Consider the following 14,670-nt stretch of genomic DNA (forward strand, 5'->3'; position numbering starts at 1 on the left):
TAAACTGCTTTACAATTTAGTAAAGCAGTTTTTTTATGAATTATTTCAAAAATTTGTACCTTTTAACTACAAATCAAAAATTATGAAAATAGTAGAATTATTAGCAAAAGAACTGCAAAATGAATATCAAATTACAAAAGAATTCATTGCTAAATTTCCTGAAAAGAAAACGGATTATAAACCACACGAAAAAAGTATGGATATTACAACCTTGACGAATCACATTGTCGAAATATTTTCGTGGCCAGCTTTGATCTTGACAACTGATAAATTAGATTTTACTGCGGGAGATTACAAACCTACAAGTTTTACTTCTGTGCAAGATTTACAAAAAAAATTAGACGAAGATTACCAATCTGGTGAAAAAGCATTAAAAAACGCAACAGATGAAGAACTGAATAATAACTGGAAAATAGTAGCTGGAGATACAGTCTATGCAGATTATTCAAAATATGAAGCAATTCGTCATGCCTTAAATCAAATTACACATCATCGTGCTCAATTGGGAGTTTATTATCGTCTTTTAGAAATTTCCCTTCCATCGAGCTATGGGCCTAGTGCTGATTCTCAAAAATTTTAAAAATAAAAAAGACCTCTAATAGAGGTCTTAAAATCATAATTAGTGTTAATTCATATCACTGATAGTAATATTATTTTCTCAAAAATATAATATTTATCATCTTTAAACAAACCAAATTAAGTTTATTTTTAATAATTATTAACATTTTTATTAGATTCTCACTTTTAAATCAGTATTTTTTATTTTATCTAAATAAGACATCAAAAAAAATATCAAATAATATGAATTCATAAAAAAAGCTTTCGAAATCCTCGAAAGCTTTTTTATATTTTGACTTTATATTGTTTTAAACAAAAGGAGTTTTTACAACTTCTGCTAATACATTTTTATCACGAATTTGAATTCTAATTGTTGTTCCAACTTTTGCAAAATCTGTATGAACATATGCTAAACCAATTCCTTGTTTCAAGATTGGAGATTGCGTTCCTGAAGTCACAATACCTATTGTATTTTCGTTATCGTCTACAACTTTATAATCGTGGCGAGGAATTCCTCTTTCGATCATTTTGAAACCAATCAATTTCTTCTCAACTCCAGCCTCTTTTTGAGCTTTCAAAATATCAGAAGAAATAAAATTTGTATCCAATTTCGTTACCCAAGCAAGACCAGCTTCTAATGGAGTTGTATCATCGTTGATATCATTTCCATATAAACAGTAACCTTTCTCTAAACGCAATGTGTCACGAGAAGCTAAACCACAAGGCTCGATATCAAAAGACTTTCCAGCTTCCATTACTTTGTCCCACATTTCGTTTGCTTGCTCATTCGCAAAATAAATCTCGAAACCTCCAGAACCAGTGTAACCAGTTGCAGAAATAATTACATTTTCCATACCTGCAAACGTACCAATTGCGAAATGATAGAACGGAATTTCAGCTAAATTAACATCTGTCAACGATTGCATCGCTTCGATTGCTTTTGGACCTTGAATTGCTAACAAAGACATCTCATCAGATTTGTTTGTTAATTCTGCACCAAACTTATTGTGTTTGTTCATCCATTCCCAATCTTTATCAATATTAGATGCATTTACAACCGCCATCCACTCATCATCAGAGATTTTATAAATGATTAAATCATCTACAATTCCTCCTTTTTCGTTTGGCATTGCATTATATTGAGCTTGACCAATGGCAACTTTCGTTACATCATTCGTCAATAAGTGTTGTAATAAATCTGTTGCTTTCTCTCCTTTTACAAAAAATTGTCCCATGTGAGAAACGTCAAAAACACCAACTTTTTCGCGAACAGCAAAGTGTTCTTGGTTAACACCTGCGTATTGCACTGGCATTTCATATCCAGCAAAAGGAACCATTTTCGCACCTAAATCTTTGTGCTTTTGGTTTAATGCAGTTACTTTCATTGTTTGTTTGCTTTGATAAGTTTATAATTCACCCAAAAATAAGGAATTAATCGTTAGGAAAATTTCTTAAATAGAAGATTATCTAATTTTGTGAATAATTTTTAAATTTCCTTCCGTGGCTTTATACGGTTCAAAGCGCATGACTGATTTCCCTTTACCAAATTTGTTCATAAACTTTTCGTTTATTTTTCCAGCTAATTTCAATGGTTGACAACCTTCGCAAGGAATAATTAAAATAGTATCGTTTGTTTTGCCTTTTACTTTTACAATTTCATACGAATAATCTGTATCCAAACGAGAATTAATAACATTTTCAATTGGTTTATCAAAGCTCTCAATAAAGAAAACGCGTCGATCTTTGTTGCTTCCAATAATAATTGCAACACCAACTAAAATCAATAAAACGACAATTGATATGGTCAAAATTTTTTTAAAATCCATCTTTTTGGTTAATTCGTAGTTTAAAAGTAATAATTCATTCCGAATGAAAAAAATATTCGTTTTATTTCCTATCTTTTTACTCCTATTTACATTGACAATGAATAGCTGTACAAAAGCAAAAATATTAAAAGAAAAACATACAATTTCATTACAAAATATCCAAAATGGAGATTTGATTTTTGTTGGTGCGCAAACAGAAGAACTTTCAGGCGCGATAAATAGGGTGACAAAAATAAATGATGAAACAAATTTTGATCATGTTGGATTGATTGAAAAAACTGATGATTCTATTTTTGTTTTACACGCCGCTCCAATGGGCGGATCACAACGAGAAGAAATTCATCATTTTTATACTTCTCAAACCGAAAAAAACAATAAAATTGTCATTTATCGTCTCAAAAATGAATATCAATCAACGATTCCTCATGCAATTAAAAAAGCTAAAACAATGCTCGGAAAACCTTATAATTGGTTATATATTTTGAATGATGACGAATTATATTGCTCCGATTTTATAGAAAGAGCCTTTCGTGATGATAAAGTTTTTGAACTAATTCCGATGAATTTCAAAAACAAAGAAACCGGAATTATTGATGATTTTTGGATAGATTTTTATCGTAAAAAAGGAAAAAAAGTTCCGCAAGATGAACCTGGAACAAATCCAAATCAATTGGCAACTTCTAAGAAATTAATTAAGGTTGGGGAGGTGATTTTATGAAAAAGAAAAAAATAATAGGAGTTATATTTCTAATTATATGCTGCACATCTCTCTATTTTAATTCTAATTATTATATAAATAATCAGAATTGGAAATATAGAAATGGGTATTATATTGGAGACATTTTAGATAAATCTAAAGATGTTTCTAACAATGAAACTCAGTATTGTTTTGGATATATTTTAATTATAAAAAATAATCAAACCAATGAAAAAGGGTATTATATTAGAAAGTAATATGACGCAATAACAAATATCTAGTTTCTAACCTTTACTTTTCATTAACCGCAAAAGAAACAAGTTTCGAAGTTCTAATTAGAGAGTTGAAGTTTTAAGACAACCCTAAACATCATAAATTATTAAATGAGAAATTGTAAAAAACTACTAAACAAATCTATCTGCCTAATCCTAGAAAATTCAAATAAAGAAGATGACATAAAAATATATTATGGTAAAGTTTTAAAAGACAAAAATGAATCATATTATTTTACTGATAATTCATCAACAATACATTTAACTTTAGATGAAGAAGATTTAGATAATGCGAAAGTAATAACCCAAGAAAAACAGAAAGAAAATGAAATATTTAGAAATTGTGATTATTCTATTTGGATAACAGTAAATATAATAGAAATTGATGAACCAACAGACGATATGAAAAAAACTAATATGAAATGGGATTAATCCCTACTTTTACAATATGAAACAAAATATAATTTATAGTATCATTTTCTTTTTCGTGTTATTTGGACTAAAATATTTGTTCGATAAAAGCGATGTACAAACAATGTTGGTTTATTCGGCAATTGGAACAGTTATCTTTTTTATTTATCGCGTTGTTGTAAGAAAAATGTTATACAAACAAAAAGACCAAGAAAACTAATTTCCTTGATCTTTTTTTATTGCTTTCATTGCTTCCTCGATGTGTGTTTCTGCTACATTTGAAACAATGTGTTTGATTAATTGTCCTTGTTTATTGAATACAAAAGTTTCTCGCGGGGTGATTAAACCAAATTTCTTTTTAATTCCCAACAATTTCGACAACTTTGCTCCTTTATCAGAAAGCAACGGAAAGTTTAGTTGATGTTTTGTATAAAACTTTTCGTGAGAAGATGTTGATTGTCCATTTATTCCAACAATCACAGCATCTAAACCATTAAAATCTGCATTTACATCACGAAACTGGCATACTTCTTTTGTACACATTGGCGTAAAATCCATCGGATAAAAGAATAAAACAAAATATTTTTTGTACAAAAATTCGTCCGAATTAAACCAATTTCCTTTGTTATCCTCCAACGAAAAAGTTGGAATATGATCGCCTAATTTCATTCGCCTGCGTATTCTACAAAATTACGTGGAGTTTCGTATAAGGTTACTTTCAATTCTAAATCAGTCGCTAATTTTGCTCTAATTTTATTCCAAATCAAAATCACAATATTTTCGGCAGTTGGATTGATAGTTTTAAATTCTTCAATATCAACATTCAAATTTTTATGATCCAAATAATCTTCAACTTCAACCGCGATAATTTTTCGTAATTCGTCCAAATTCATCACAAAACCTGTTTCTGGATCAACTTCACCTTTCACCGCCACAATAATTTCATAATTGTGTCCGTGATAATTTGGGTAAGAACATTTTCCGAAAACTTCAAAATTCTGTTCATCGCTCCAATTCTTGTTAAACAATCGGTGCGCAGCGTTAAAATGTGCTTTTCTGTTGACAGTAACCTTCATCTGTATAAATTTTTATTCTTCGATATACGAAACGTAATGTTCAAAAATTATTTTGAACCAAGCTGTATAATTCTGAGGATTTTTTTCCATATCTTTTTTCAAATCATCTAATTCTACCCAACGATAAGCCATCACTTCATCAGGATTTAGCTTTGGTTCGTCATCAAATGTTCCGATAAAAACATGGTCTAATTCATGCTCAATCAAATCATTTTCTAAATGTGCTTTGTAGATGAAATTAAATTTATATTCTAATTCGCAATCAAATCCCATTTCTTCTTCCAAACGTCTGTGCGCCGCTTGTTCGTATGTTTCGTTATCGCGCGGGTGACTACAACATGTATTCGTCCACAACGTTGGCGAATGGTATTTGCTCGCAGCTCGTTGCTGAATCATCAATTCTCCTTTGGAATTAAATACAAAAACAGAAAATGCACGATGCAACAAACCAGCTACATGAGCCTGTTGCTTCTCCATCAATCCTAATTTTTGATCGTCCTGATCAACTAAAACTACAAATTCTTCCATAAAACAAAAATAACCTTTTCTATATGATTAAAAAAGAAGTTCGATTTCTTTGTGCTTAAATTCTTGCAATTCTTGATTGATTTCGATCAGTAAATTTCCCGCTTCATTTACATCTCTAATAATTCCGTCTACTCCTACTCCATCCAATCTAAAATGTGAGATTTCATCTTTTCTAAATAGATTATCTAAATATGTTTGATGAATTTGTTCGAAATTTTTCTGTTCTAAAATTGAATATTCTTTTTCGAAATAATGCATTAAATCTGCCAAAATTTCCTCGATGTCATATTCTTTGTCAGTTACTTTTCGAATAGATGTTGCTTTTGGTAAGTGATTAAAATCAGCTTCATTGACATTAATTCCTATTCCAATCACAGAATTCATTATTCCATTGGAACGATGATTTTCGATTAAAATTCCGCAAACCTTTTTATCATTTAAAATGATATCATTTGGCCATTTTACGTTAGTTTTTGGATGAAATTGTTTTAAAAATAGGCAAATAACATTAGAAATCCATTCATTAAAATAAATTAATTCTTGAAAACTATAATCCGTTTTCAGTAAAAAACTAAAGGTTAAATTTTCTCCTGCAACAACTTTCCATTCATTTCCTGCATAACCTTTTCCTTTTGTTTGATTTTTAGCATGTATGACAGTCCAACTATTGGCATCTTTTTTGGACAAATCCATTAAGAACTCATTCGTATTAGGCAAAGAATCAAAACTAATTAAGTACATTTTATTTTACTATTTTTATAGAGTGGTTAAAGTTATTTTAAAAAGTTTAAACTTTAACAAGGATTCATTAAATTTGCGAATTACAAAATAAAAGATGATAGATACTCAATATACAAAAGACTTGCTAGATAGCATTGTTGACGGAATTACAAATGTTAAAGGAGAAGAAATTACAATTTTAGACTTACGTGAAATTGAAAATGCATTTTGTCAATATTTCGTTATTTGTACCGGAAATTCGAATACACAAGTTAGTGCTTTAGCAGGTTCGATTGAAAGAACAGTAAAAACAGAAATGTCTGAAAGACCTTTTCATGTAGAAGGAACACAAAATAATCAATGGGTTTTGTTGGACTACACAAATGTTATTGTCCATATTTTCCAAAAAGAATACAGAGAATATTACGATATCGAAAGTCTTTGGGGTGATGCTGTAGAGACACGTATCGAAATGGAATATTAATCATAACTGAAACCAAAAAAAATTGAAAAAAAATAATTTAAAACCTTCGGGGTTTAATCCTACATGGATATATGCTATAATAGGATTATTGCTTATTGCAATGCTACTTTTTTCTGATAGTTTTGGAGCTATAGGAGGAACATCAAAAGATATTGACCGTACAACTTTTCTTTCTTATGTTGAAAAAGGTTATATAAAACAAGCTAATTTAGAAAAAGAAACAGGACGAGTTAGTGCATATCTAACAGATGCAGCATTAAATTCAGAAGAATTTAAAAAGTATAAACGATCAAATGATAATTTTAAAAATCCTTTTACTGCCGACACTCCAAATTTGACTTTAAATGTAGCTGATGCTGGTAACTTTGAAAAAGATTTTTATGCTAACGTAGAAAAGAGTCCTAATAAAACTGCTGTTCTTAACACACAAGTATCAAGTGGTTTTGGTGGATTATTCATGAATCTTTTCATTTCACTTATTTTCTTCGGATTAATTTATTTCTTATTATTCAGAAGAATGGGAGCTGGAGGTTCTGCTGGAGGTGGTGGCGGAATTTTTTCTGTAGGAAAATCTAAAGCAAAACTATTTGAAGGTGATGATCATATAAAAACTACTTTTAAAGATGTTGCTGGTTTAGAAGGTGCAAAAGAAGAAATTGAGGAAATCGTTGAATTCTTAAAACACCCTGAAAAATTCACAAAATTAGGTGGACGTATTCCAAAAGGGGCATTATTAGTAGGACCTCCAGGTACAGGTAAAACATTGTTAGCAAAAGCTGTTGCTGGAGAAGCAAAAGTTCCTTTCTTCTCTTTATCTGGTTCTGATTTTGTTGAAATGTTTGTAGGTGTTGGTGCTTCTCGAGTACGTGATCTATTTAAAAATGCAAAAGAAAAATCTCCTTCAATTATATTTATTGATGAGGTTGATGCTATTGGACGAGCTCGTGGAAAATCAAACTTTACTGGTTCTAATGACGAACGAGAGAATACATTGAACCAATTATTAACAGAAATGGATGGTTTTGGAACAGAATCTAACGTTATCGTTCTTGCTGCTACAAACCGTGCTGATGTATTAGATAAAGCTTTAATGCGTCCAGGTCGATTCGATCGTATTATTCATGTTGATTTACCTGAATTAAACGAACGTAAAGAAATCTTCGCGGTTCATTTACGTCCATTAAAATTAGGTGAAGATGTAGAAATCGAGTTTTTAGCAAAACAAACTCCTGGATTTTCTGGAGCAGACATATTTAATGTTTGTAATGAAGCAGCTTTAGTTGCTGCTCGTAAAAATAAAGAAGTTGTAGAAAAACAAGACTTTTTAGATGCTGTTGATCGTATTATCGGTGGATTAGAAAAGAAAAGTAAAGTTATTAAACCTTCTGAGAAAAAACGTATTGCTTATCACGAAGCAGGACACGCAACAATCGGATGGTTAACAGAACATGCTGCACCATTAGTAAAAGTAACAATCGTCCCTCGCGGAAGATCATTAGGAGCCGCATGGTATTTACCTGAAGAAAGACAAATTACAACGACAGAACAATTGTTAGACGAAATGTGTATGACAATGGGAGGTCGAGCTGCTGAAGAAGTAGTTTTTAACAACATTTCAACAGGCGCTCTAAGCGACTTAGAAAAGGTTACAAAACAAGCTTCTGCTATGGTTAGTATTTACGGTCTTAATAAAGAAGTTGGGAATGTTTCATATTATGACTCTTCTGGACAAAATGAATATGGATTTAGTAAACCTTATTCAGAACAAACTGCTCAAGTAATTGATAAAGAAGTCAAAAAAATGATTGAAGCTCAATATGAAAGAGCAAAAGATATTTTACATGACCATCGTAATCAATTGGACATTTTAGCTCAAAAATTAATAGAGAAAGAAGTAATTTTTAGAGAAGATTTAGAAGAAATTTTCGGTCCAAGGAAATTTGAAAATGAATTAGATCTAATAGAAGAAAAACAAGAAGAAGCTATTGATGCTAGCCCAGAACAAGTTATTCAACCTGAGTCAGGCAATGACATATAAAATATATTCAATATAAATTTTTTTAAAAAATCGTCTTAGTAAGACGATTTTTTTTTTACATCACATTATATTGTTAAAAATTATTACCTTTAGACTGAAATTGTATAATCCAATACAAAAATCATAAATTTCCATGTGGAAAGCAATTAAAAATCTACTTAAGAAAGCAATAGAAAAACCTAAGAATAAAGAGGATGATAATCAAATTGATTTATTTCACCCTAATTATTTTGAGGACAATATTTCTATGGACGAAGTTTTTGCTACAAACTTCAATGCTGGTGGTGGGCATTTTCTATTCTGTGGTAACGATCAAGAAGCTTTTCAAAATTTAAAAGAAATTACTAACTATGAGAATGTAACGGAATTAATCTGTCTTGACCCTACACTTCAAAAAATATTAACAAGTATTGATATTCCTTATGTAGAGAACCCATGTGATTCACGTTACACTCTTAGCTTTCTTTGTTGTGAATTCCTAATTGCCTTCGATGGTAGTATTATGTTATCTGCACATCAAACTTGTGGTAGAAATATAGATGATTTTCCGTCAAATTTTATTATCTATGCACGTCCGTCACAATTAGTAGAAAATGTTGGTGCGGCATTACAAAAATTACGAACATTAAAAAAAGATAACCTTCCATCTAAAATAACTTCGATTCGTGGGAAAAATATGCACAAATTTCCAAACATACAGAATGCGAAGAATATTTATTTGTTATTGGTTGAAGAATAGTAATGAAAAACTTAGCAATTAGAGCTTTCTCGGGACTTATTTATGCACTTATAATATTTTTTGGCACAACGATACATCCAAAAGGTTTAATCGTTTTGATGATGATCTTTGGACTTTTTTGTTTGTACGAATTCTTCAAAATTACCAATCTTAAAAATAAACTTTATCAATTAGGAGCTCTTTTAGCTGCTTTGGTTGTTTTTGGATATTATGGAAAGGAATTTCTAGAAGCTTTTGAAACTTCAAACCATTATTATTTCTATCTAAGAAGTTTATATTTTATTATTCCTGTATTATTTATTTTTAGCATTTATGTTATTTTTAAATCAACAAACGAATTGTTAAATGATTTTGGAAAAGCTACTTTAGGCTTAACCTATGTTATTGCACCTTTTGCTATTGCTTTAACATTACCAAGTTTTGATTATAATCTTGGCGAAAAAGTAATGCATTACGAAGTTTTCTTCGTTTTCTTATTACTTTGGTGTAGTGATACATTTGCTTATTTGACAGGGAATTTAATTGGCAAACATAAATTAGCTCCAAAAATTTCGGGAGCAAAAACATGGGAAGGCTTTTTTGGTGGAATTATTTTTACTTTATTAGCTGGTTTTTTTATTCAAAAATATTTTGGAGAAAACTTACATGGAAACTGGATGATTATTGGTTTAATTGTCGCTGCATTAGGACCTTTAGGAGATTTAACAGAATCTAAATTAAAACGATTTTTTGATGTAAAAGACAGCTCTAACCTTATTCCCGGTCATGGTGGTTTTTTAGATCGATTAGATAGTTTTATATTTGTCGTACCATTTGTTTATTTATATTATTTATTAGTATATACTTTATGAAACTTCACAGAGAAGGAACAGCAATTTTGATAGGTTGCTTAATTTTATTTGCAATCGCAACAGGAATATTACATTACTTTTTTCCTGTATATGGCTTTTATTTTGCCTTACCATTATGGATACTTTATGGATTTATCGTTTGGTTTTTCAGAAACCCAATTCGAGAATCACATTCATCTGAAAACTGCGTTATTGCACCTGTAGATGGAAAAGTTGTTGTATTAGAAGAAGTATTTGAAAGCGAATTTTTGAATCAGAAATGTATTCAATTATCAATTTTCATGACACCACTTAATGTACATGTAACGCGTTATCCTGTAAACGGAAAAGTTATTTATTCTAAATATCATCCAGGAAAATTTTTGGTTGCATTTCATCCAAAATCATCAGAATTGAATGAGAGAACAACTGTTGTTGTAGAAAATGCAGATCACACAAAAATTCTTTTTAGACAAATAGCAGGAGCTGTTGCACGAAGAATTGTTTGTTACAGTAAAGAAAATGACGACGCTGTAGCAGGTAAAGAATATGGTTTTATCAAATTTGGATCTCGTGTAGATATATTCTTACCACTTGATACTGAGATAAATGTAAAAGTTGGTGATAAAACAAAAGGTGGAATTCAGAAAATTGCACAATTGAAATAAATCAGTTAGTTGAACTCAATGTTTTTAACTAATTTTGTCAAAACAATTATAATAATATACCCATACAATAAATTTGTAAGACATGAAAAAATTAATTCTTTTAGTAGCTGTTGCGGCATTTGCTACTTCTTGTAACTCTAAGCCAGGAGTAAATCACGGAGTTATTCCTGTAGTTCATGAACCTGCAACTGCAGAAGAAATGCACCACAAAGCTGAAGCTGCTCACGAAGGACACGGAAAACATGAGGAAGCTGTTGAAGAAAAACACGAAGAAGTGAAAGATTCTACAAAAACGGCAGAAACTCCGAAAGTTGAGAAAAAAGATACTGTAAAAGCTGGTCATTAAGATTCAGCTTTTTTTTGTTTTATAGGAATTAACTTTTCTAGAAAAGTTTGTTCGTATTTATTTTTTGAAACCTCATCAGGAGAAATTAAATGAATTACTTTTGCTAATTCAGCTAAAGGAAAATCGTCATAAGAATCTGTAAACAAAATATCGAATTCTTCTTTTGGATTTAAAAAACCTTGCTTTATTAAGTTTTCTACTTTTCTTAATCCAAAATTATCATTTAAAACATTTTTTTCAATTGTTGTTCCTTCCACTAAAATTTGTTTGATTGGAATATATTTTTCTACAAATTCTTTCAAATAATTTTCAGGTGCAGCAGAAGAAATTGCAATCTTATAATCATTTTTAGCTAATTCAATTAGCTCATACAAAACATCTTTATTTATAAATTCAGCTAACTTTACAAGAAACAACTCATTATAATCTTTTCTTATATCAAGTTCTACCAAAGCTTTTTTGAAATTTTGATGTGAAATAGTTTTGATTATTTTTCTCTTAAAAATTAAAATGGATACTTTATAAAACAATTTATAATCTCCATTTTTAAAAGATTTAGACAACAAAAAAGCAACCCATTTTGTAAAAGAGTTTACATAAATCAAAGTTTGATCAAAATCAAAAACAACTTTTTTATCCATCTAAAGACCAAGGAAATCTAATTAATACATCTGAATATAAATAATAATCTGGAAGCATGACTGCTTTTGTATTCGTAACAACTACAGATAATGAATAAATCTTTTTATTAGAATAAGACTCTTCTAATCTCGCAATCACATTTTTTAATGTATAGCCTGAATCCACTGCATCGTCTACTACTATTATTTTATCATATTCTCTTAGATTTAATTTAGAAGTAAAAACAATATTTCTATCCAAATTATTTTTCTGTCTCATCAATAAGTTATGTTCAATAATCCTAATTCCATTTAAAATAAGCCGAGGTGTTATTTTAAACACTTTCTTCAATATTTTTTTTATGAATTGATTATTTTTTTTTCGTTCTGTAGATGGACGTTGACATTTTATAACTTCCAAATCAACTTTATCAAAAGTTGTTGTTTTTAAATATTTTACAACAAACTCTGCCAACGGAACACCTCCTTCTTTGATTCCTATGACCAAACATGAAGCATCTTCAACCAAAAATAAATTTAGCTTTTCCTTTAAAAAAGTCTCAAAAAGATTTTGATCAAAGTTGATTACTTTCATATTTAAAATTTATTTTCAGAATACGGAATTCGATGTTGTATAGAACGAACAAGCGTTGCTTCGTCTGCATATTCTAGCTCATCTCCTACTCCAAGACCTCTCGCAATCGTAGAAAAAACAATTGCAACATTCTTTAATTGTCGATACAAGTAAAAAACTGTTGTATCTCCTTCCATTGTAGAACTTAAAGCAAAAATTATTTCTTTTACATTTTCATTCTGAACACGATCAACCAACGTTTGTATATTCAATTGCCCTGGTCCAACTCCTTCCATAGGGGAAATCTTACCTCCTAAAACGTGATATTGCCCTTTAAATTGTCCTGTATTTTCTATTGCCATTACATCCCGCACATCTTCTACTACACATATTATAGTTTCATCTCTCAAAGGATTATTGCATATATCGCAAACATCATCATCTGAAATAGTATGACAGTGTTGACAATATTTAACATCATTCACTAAATGAGAAAGCGCTTCAGACAAAGCTGTTGTTTGGGACTTTGGACGATTCAACATATGTAAAACAAGTCGTAAAGCTGTTCTCTTTCCTATTCCCGGCAAATTTGACATCTCTTCTACTGCTCGCTCTAAAACCTTGCTTGGGTAATTCATTCGTTTTAAAAAATTATAGACGACAAATTTACAATTTTATCTTCTTTAAATTAATCTACCATCATTAAACCAAAAATATTAAATTTGGGCTTATTTACTAAATAAATTATGAACTCAACAATTTTACTACTTTGTGTTATCGTATACTTTGTAGGACTTTTAGTTATCTCTTACTTCACCAGTCGAAATTCGGACAATCAATCTTTTTTTAATGGAAACAAAAAAAGTAAATGGTGGTTAGTTGCATTCGGAATGATTGGTACAAGCCTTAGTGGAGTTACCTTTATTTCAGTTCCAGGTACAGTAGGAAAGTTAACTGGTTCCGAATATATTTATGGTGGATTCGAATACTATATGATGGTAATCGGGTTTTTCCTTGGTTATTTTATCGTAGCTGGCGTATTGCTTCCACTTTATTACCGTATGAATCTGACCTCGATTTACACCTATTTAGGAAAACGTTTTAATGTTGAAGCACACAAAATAGGTTCGGTTTTCTTTATTATTTCACGTGGAATTGGTGCTACTGCTCGTTTATATTTAGTAGTAAATGTGTTACAAATCTTTTTGTTAGACAATTTAGGCGTACCATTTTGGGTAACAACATTCGTGTTATTATTGATGATATTATTATACACGTTTGAAGGTGGTGTAAAAACAATTGTAGTTACAGATACATTACAAACTTCCTTTATGATTATTAGTTTGATTGCTTGTATATGGTTTATTCTTTCGCATCTTAACTTATCTGTGGGTGAAGCTTACGATATGATGCAAGCGAAAAACTACACACATTTCATTAACCTTGACCCAAACTCGAAAACATATTTCTTGAAAACTATTTTGGGTGGAATGTTTATCACAATTGCAATGACTGGTCTTGACCAAGAAATGATGCAAAAAAATATTTCGGTTGACAACCTACAAAACTCAAAAAAGAATATGTTAACATTCGCTGGAACGTTACTAATTGTCAATTTAGCCTTCTTATTTTTGGGCGGATTACTTTATTTATATGCGATGAGCGAAGGTGGTTTTTATACTGCCGACGGTTTCTTTATGGAACAAGGAGGTCAAAATATTATGGGTGATGACATGTTTCCAGCTCTTTCTCTTTTAGGACATCATTTCCCAATGATTATTTCGATTATCTTTATTATCGGATTAATCTCTGCATTATTCCCTTCTGCCGACGGAGCATTAACAGCTGTTACAAGTTCTTATTGCGTCGATTTATTAAATATTAACGAGGATAAAGTAAAATCAGAAAAGGAAAAGAAGAAGATTCGTATTCGTGTTCATTTAGTATTCACTGTCGTTTTCTTTATTTTGATTATGGTTTTCAAAATGATTAATAACAAATCAATTGTATATTTGGTAATGGAAGTTGCAGGTTATACATACGGACCTTTATTAGGTTTATTTGCTTTTGGTATTTTGACAAAGCGCAACATTTACAAAAAATATTCAATCATTACAGTCGCTTTATTAGCTCCTGTTTTAACTTATATCATCAATGAAATGGTTATTAATTTTAGCGACTATAGAATTGGTGTTGAGTTAATTATTTTAAATGGTTTATTAACATTTATCGGTTTATGGCTTGTAAGTTCTAACCAACAAAAAGAAGTTTCACATTAAACTA

The 14,670-nt window shown here is 30.3% G+C and carries 20 protein-coding genes; 11 read left to right on the forward strand and 9 right to left on the reverse strand.

The window, feature by feature from the left end; all coding sequences use genetic code 11:
• Positions 1 to 82 precede the first annotated feature (82 nt).
• Positions 83 to 580, forward strand: a complete 498-nt coding sequence (locus E4J94_RS00445) for a DinB family protein (RefSeq protein WP_135833949.1) — start codon at positions 83 to 85, stop codon at positions 578 to 580.
• A 286-nt stretch (positions 581 to 866) separates the two neighbouring features.
• Here E4J94_RS00445 and gcvT read toward each other — a convergent pair whose 3' ends face one another.
• Both gcvT and E4J94_RS00455 read right to left on the reverse strand, forming a co-directional pair.
• Positions 867 to 1,943 (reverse strand): glycine cleavage system aminomethyltransferase GcvT, encoded by a 1,077-nt coding sequence (gene gcvT, locus E4J94_RS00450; protein ID WP_135833950.1) that lies wholly within the window; start codon positions 1,941 to 1,943, stop codon positions 867 to 869.
• A gap of 78 nt (positions 1,944 to 2,021) precedes the next feature.
• Positions 2,022 to 2,384: a hypothetical protein gene (locus tag E4J94_RS00455; protein WP_135833951.1), complete on the reverse strand. Its 363-nt coding sequence runs from the start codon at positions 2,382 to 2,384 to the stop codon at positions 2,022 to 2,024.
• 43 nt (positions 2,385 to 2,427) lie between these two features.
• On the opposite strand from E4J94_RS00455, the gene E4J94_RS00460 reads away from it, so the two are divergent.
• The 3 genes from E4J94_RS00460 to E4J94_RS00470 all read left to right on the forward strand — a co-directional run bounded on the left by E4J94_RS00460 (position 2,428) and on the right by E4J94_RS00470 (position 3,984).
• Entirely contained in the window at positions 2,428 to 3,102 is a 675-nt protein-coding gene (locus tag E4J94_RS00460) for a YiiX/YebB-like N1pC/P60 family cysteine hydrolase (RefSeq protein ID WP_246034220.1), read from the forward strand.
• 362 nt (positions 3,103 to 3,464) lie between these two features.
• Positions 3,465 to 3,785, forward strand: coding sequence for a hypothetical protein (locus E4J94_RS00465; protein ID WP_135833952.1), 321 nt, complete (start codon positions 3,465 to 3,467; stop codon positions 3,783 to 3,785).
• Between the two features lie 16 nt (positions 3,786 to 3,801).
• On the forward strand, positions 3,802 to 3,984 hold the full coding sequence (locus E4J94_RS00470; protein ID WP_038331833.1) for a hypothetical protein: 183 nt from the start codon (positions 3,802 to 3,804) through the stop codon (positions 3,982 to 3,984).
• Here the strand turns inward: E4J94_RS00470 and E4J94_RS00475 are convergent.
• From E4J94_RS00475 to E4J94_RS00490, 4 genes are read right to left on the reverse strand one after another with little or no spacing between them, the layout of a single operon-like run.
• On the reverse strand, positions 3,981 to 4,433 hold the full coding sequence (locus E4J94_RS00475) for a peroxiredoxin (protein WP_135833953.1): 453 nt from the start codon (positions 4,431 to 4,433) through the stop codon (positions 3,981 to 3,983). The two genes, E4J94_RS00470 and E4J94_RS00475, sit on opposite strands and share 4 nt — an antisense overlap.
• Positions 4,430 to 4,840 (reverse strand): 6-pyruvoyl trahydropterin synthase family protein, encoded by a 411-nt coding sequence (locus E4J94_RS00480; protein ID WP_038331829.1) that lies wholly within the window; start codon positions 4,838 to 4,840, stop codon positions 4,430 to 4,432. Before E4J94_RS00480 ends, E4J94_RS00475 begins: the two co-directional genes overlap by 4 nt.
• Before the next feature lie 12 nt (positions 4,841 to 4,852).
• Entirely contained in the window at positions 4,853 to 5,368 is a 516-nt protein-coding gene (gene idi, locus E4J94_RS00485; RefSeq protein ID WP_115001587.1) for an isopentenyl-diphosphate Delta-isomerase, read from the reverse strand.
• 27 nt (positions 5,369 to 5,395) lie between these two features.
• Positions 5,396 to 6,109: a biotin--[acetyl-CoA-carboxylase] ligase gene (locus tag E4J94_RS00490; protein ID WP_135833954.1), complete on the reverse strand. Its 714-nt coding sequence runs from the start codon at positions 6,107 to 6,109 to the stop codon at positions 5,396 to 5,398.
• Between the two features lie 94 nt (positions 6,110 to 6,203).
• Here E4J94_RS00490 and rsfS point away from each other — a divergent pair, with 94 nt between their 5' ends.
• The 6 genes from rsfS to E4J94_RS00520 all read left to right on the forward strand — a co-directional run bounded on the left by rsfS (position 6,204) and on the right by E4J94_RS00520 (position 11,193).
• The gene (gene rsfS / locus E4J94_RS00495; protein ID WP_038331822.1) at positions 6,204 to 6,572 is read left to right on the forward strand and encodes a ribosome silencing factor; all 369 of its coding nucleotides are present in this window, start codon (positions 6,204 to 6,206) and stop codon (positions 6,570 to 6,572) included.
• 22 nt (positions 6,573 to 6,594) lie between these two features.
• Positions 6,595 to 8,610: an ATP-dependent zinc metalloprotease FtsH gene (gene ftsH / locus E4J94_RS00500; protein ID WP_135833955.1), complete on the forward strand. Its 2,016-nt coding sequence runs from the start codon at positions 6,595 to 6,597 to the stop codon at positions 8,608 to 8,610.
• Between the two features lie 133 nt (positions 8,611 to 8,743).
• The gene (locus E4J94_RS00505; protein WP_135833956.1) at positions 8,744 to 9,349 is read left to right on the forward strand and encodes a hypothetical protein; all 606 of its coding nucleotides are present in this window, start codon (positions 8,744 to 8,746) and stop codon (positions 9,347 to 9,349) included.
• Positions 9,350 to 9,351: 2 nt separating this feature from the next.
• Positions 9,352 to 10,200, forward strand: a complete 849-nt coding sequence (locus tag E4J94_RS00510; protein WP_135833957.1) for a phosphatidate cytidylyltransferase — start codon at positions 9,352 to 9,354, stop codon at positions 10,198 to 10,200.
• Entirely contained in the window at positions 10,197 to 10,847 is a 651-nt protein-coding gene (locus E4J94_RS00515) for a phosphatidylserine decarboxylase family protein (protein WP_135833958.1), read from the forward strand. Before E4J94_RS00510 ends, E4J94_RS00515 begins: the two co-directional genes overlap by 4 nt.
• Before the next feature lie 82 nt (positions 10,848 to 10,929).
• Entirely contained in the window at positions 10,930 to 11,193 is a 264-nt protein-coding gene (locus E4J94_RS00520) for a hypothetical protein (RefSeq protein WP_135833959.1), read from the forward strand.
• Here the strand turns inward: E4J94_RS00520 and E4J94_RS00525 are convergent.
• Genes E4J94_RS00525 through recR form a run of 3 tightly spaced genes read right to left on the reverse strand, consistent with a single transcriptional unit; the run spans position 11,190 to position 13,025 of the window.
• The gene (locus tag E4J94_RS00525; RefSeq protein ID WP_135833960.1) at positions 11,190 to 11,834 is read right to left on the reverse strand and encodes an HAD family hydrolase; all 645 of its coding nucleotides are present in this window, start codon (positions 11,832 to 11,834) and stop codon (positions 11,190 to 11,192) included. The genes E4J94_RS00520 and E4J94_RS00525 overlap by 4 nt on opposite strands.
• Positions 11,827 to 12,408, reverse strand: a complete 582-nt coding sequence (locus E4J94_RS00530) for a phosphoribosyltransferase family protein (protein WP_135833961.1) — start codon at positions 12,406 to 12,408, stop codon at positions 11,827 to 11,829. The genes E4J94_RS00525 and E4J94_RS00530 overlap by 8 nt, the downstream gene beginning before the upstream one ends.
• A 2-nt stretch (positions 12,409 to 12,410) precedes the next feature.
• Positions 12,411 to 13,025: a recombination mediator RecR gene (recR, locus tag E4J94_RS00535; protein ID WP_135833962.1), complete on the reverse strand. Its 615-nt coding sequence runs from the start codon at positions 13,023 to 13,025 to the stop codon at positions 12,411 to 12,413.
• A 108-nt stretch (positions 13,026 to 13,133) separates the two neighbouring features.
• Between recR and E4J94_RS00540 the strand changes: the two genes are divergently transcribed.
• Positions 13,134 to 14,666, forward strand: coding sequence for a sodium:solute symporter (locus E4J94_RS00540; protein ID WP_135833963.1), 1,533 nt, complete (start codon positions 13,134 to 13,136; stop codon positions 14,664 to 14,666).
• The last annotated feature ends 4 nt before the right edge of the window (positions 14,667 to 14,670 follow it).

It is taken from the genome of Empedobacter tilapiae, assembly GCF_004785645.1.
GTDB classification, from domain to species: Bacteria; Bacteroidota; Bacteroidia; order Flavobacteriales; family Weeksellaceae; genus Empedobacter; species Empedobacter tilapiae.

Bases quoted from the DNA above. Each gene is read 5' to 3' on its own strand.
- rsfS (WP_038331822.1), top strand. From the start codon at position 6,204: ATGATAGATACTCAATATACAAAAGACTTGCTAGATAGCATTGTTGAC.
- E4J94_RS00540 (WP_135833963.1), top strand. From the start codon at position 13,134: ATGAACTCAACAATTTTACTACTTTGTGTTATCGTATACTTTGTAGGA.
- E4J94_RS00460 (WP_246034220.1), top strand. From the start codon at position 2,428: ATGAAAAAAATATTCGTTTTATTTCCTATCTTTTTACTCCTATTTACA.
- E4J94_RS00510 (WP_135833957.1), top strand. From the start codon at position 9,352: ATGAAAAACTTAGCAATTAGAGCTTTCTCGGGACTTATTTATGCACTT.
- E4J94_RS00445 (WP_135833949.1), top strand. From the start codon at position 83: ATGAAAATAGTAGAATTATTAGCAAAAGAACTGCAAAATGAATATCAA.
- recR (WP_135833962.1), bottom strand. From the start codon at position 13,025: ATGAATTACCCAAGCAAGGTTTTAGAGCGAGCAGTAGAAGAGATGTCA.
- gcvT (WP_135833950.1), bottom strand. From the start codon at position 1,943: ATGAAAGTAACTGCATTAAACCAAAAGCACAAAGATTTAGGTGCGAAA.
- E4J94_RS00515 (WP_135833958.1), top strand. From the start codon at position 10,197: ATGAAACTTCACAGAGAAGGAACAGCAATTTTGATAGGTTGCTTAATT.
- E4J94_RS00490 (WP_135833954.1), bottom strand. From the start codon at position 6,109: ATGTACTTAATTAGTTTTGATTCTTTGCCTAATACGAATGAGTTCTTA.
- idi (WP_115001587.1), bottom strand. From the start codon at position 5,368: ATGGAAGAATTTGTAGTTTTAGTTGATCAGGACGATCAAAAATTAGGA.
- E4J94_RS00525 (WP_135833960.1), bottom strand. From the start codon at position 11,834: ATGGATAAAAAAGTTGTTTTTGATTTTGATCAAACTTTGATTTATGTA.
- E4J94_RS00470 (WP_038331833.1), top strand. From the start codon at position 3,802: ATGAAACAAAATATAATTTATAGTATCATTTTCTTTTTCGTGTTATTT.
- E4J94_RS00530 (WP_135833961.1), bottom strand. From the start codon at position 12,408: ATGAAAGTAATCAACTTTGATCAAAATCTTTTTGAGACTTTTTTAAAG.
- E4J94_RS00505 (WP_135833956.1), top strand. From the start codon at position 8,744: ATGTGGAAAGCAATTAAAAATCTACTTAAGAAAGCAATAGAAAAACCT.
- E4J94_RS00520 (WP_135833959.1), top strand. From the start codon at position 10,930: ATGAAAAAATTAATTCTTTTAGTAGCTGTTGCGGCATTTGCTACTTCT.
- E4J94_RS00480 (WP_038331829.1), bottom strand. From the start codon at position 4,840: ATGAAGGTTACTGTCAACAGAAAAGCACATTTTAACGCTGCGCACCGA.
- E4J94_RS00465 (WP_135833952.1), top strand. From the start codon at position 3,465: ATGAGAAATTGTAAAAAACTACTAAACAAATCTATCTGCCTAATCCTA.
- E4J94_RS00455 (WP_135833951.1), bottom strand. From the start codon at position 2,384: ATGGATTTTAAAAAAATTTTGACCATATCAATTGTCGTTTTATTGATT.
- E4J94_RS00475 (WP_135833953.1), bottom strand. From the start codon at position 4,433: ATGAAATTAGGCGATCATATTCCAACTTTTTCGTTGGAGGATAACAAA.